This is a genomic window from Paenibacillus thiaminolyticus (genome assembly GCF_003591545.1).
GTDB lineage: Bacteria > Bacillota > Bacilli > Paenibacillales > Paenibacillaceae > Paenibacillus_B > Paenibacillus_B thiaminolyticus_A.
Genome location: NZ_QYZD01000103.1, coordinates 1 through 1,105 on the forward strand (window position 1 = coordinate 1; position 1,105 = coordinate 1,105).

Genomic DNA, 1,105 nt, shown 5'->3' on the forward strand with positions numbered 1-1,105 from the left:
ATTTGGTTCAGCAGTGGCGAGACAGCGTGTTGTATATTAACGCCTATGGTCCGACTGAAGACTCGATTGTGACCACGATATGGCCGGCAACGACGGTCGTTCCGGCCGGAAATGCTGTCGCCACGGCCGGAAATGCGGTGGCTCCGCTCGGAAATGTTGTGGCTCCGGCAGGGAAGCTGGTACCGATTGGCCGTCCGCTCCCGAATCATCGGGTGTATATCGTGGGGGCGAACGATCAATTGCTGCCGGTCGGTATCCCCGGGGAACTCTGCATTTCCGGCGTGGGTGTGGCGCGCGGGTACTTGAATCGTCCGGAGCTGACCGAAGAGAGGTTCGTGGACAACCCGTTCGAACCAGGCGAGCGGATGTACCGGACGGGGGATCTGGCCAAGTGGCTGCCGGATGGCACTATCGAGTATCTGGGCCGGATCGACCATCAGGTGAAGATTCGGGGGTACCGGATCGAGCTGGGCGAGGTGGAGACCCAACTGTTGAAGACGGCTTCGGTACAAGAAGCGGTCGCGATCGCTCTGGAGGACGGAGACGGACAGCCGTATTTATGCGCCTATGTCATCGCGGACAAAGAAATGACGGCTGGCGAGCTGAGAAGCGCGTTATCTCAAGAGTTGCCGGGCTACATGGTGCCTTCCTGCTTCGTGCAGCTGGAGCATATGCCGCTGACACCCAACGGAAAAATTGACCGCAAAGCCCTGCCGGCACCCGATGGAAGCATGCATACCGGAGCTGACTACGTGGCTCCACGCACAGCGGTGGAAACGCAGCTCGCGCAAATCTGGCAAGAGGTGCTAGGGCTTCCGCGCGTTGGAATGAAGGACAACTTCTTTGACATCGGCGGACATTCGTTGCGGGCCACGACTTTGGTGGCCAAGCTGCACAAAGAGATGGGGAGCGAGATGCCGCTGAGGGAGGTCTTCCAATACCCGACGATTGAGCAAATGGCGGAAGTCATCACGGGCAAGGAACAGCATGCCGCTCTTACGGATAAGGAACGCCAGGCCGCGTATAGGTCGATCCCGATCACGGAGGAGTGCGCCTATTACCCCCTCTCCTCCGCGCAAAAACGATTGTACATTTTGAGCCAGCT

Annotated in this window: 1 protein-coding gene; it reads left to right on the plus strand. The window is 58.8% G+C overall.

The window, feature by feature from the left end; translation table 11 throughout:
• A partial coding sequence (locus tag DQX05_RS30135) for a non-ribosomal peptide synthetase (RefSeq protein WP_147385260.1) occupies positions 1-1,105 on the plus strand: 1,105 nt, incomplete at both ends.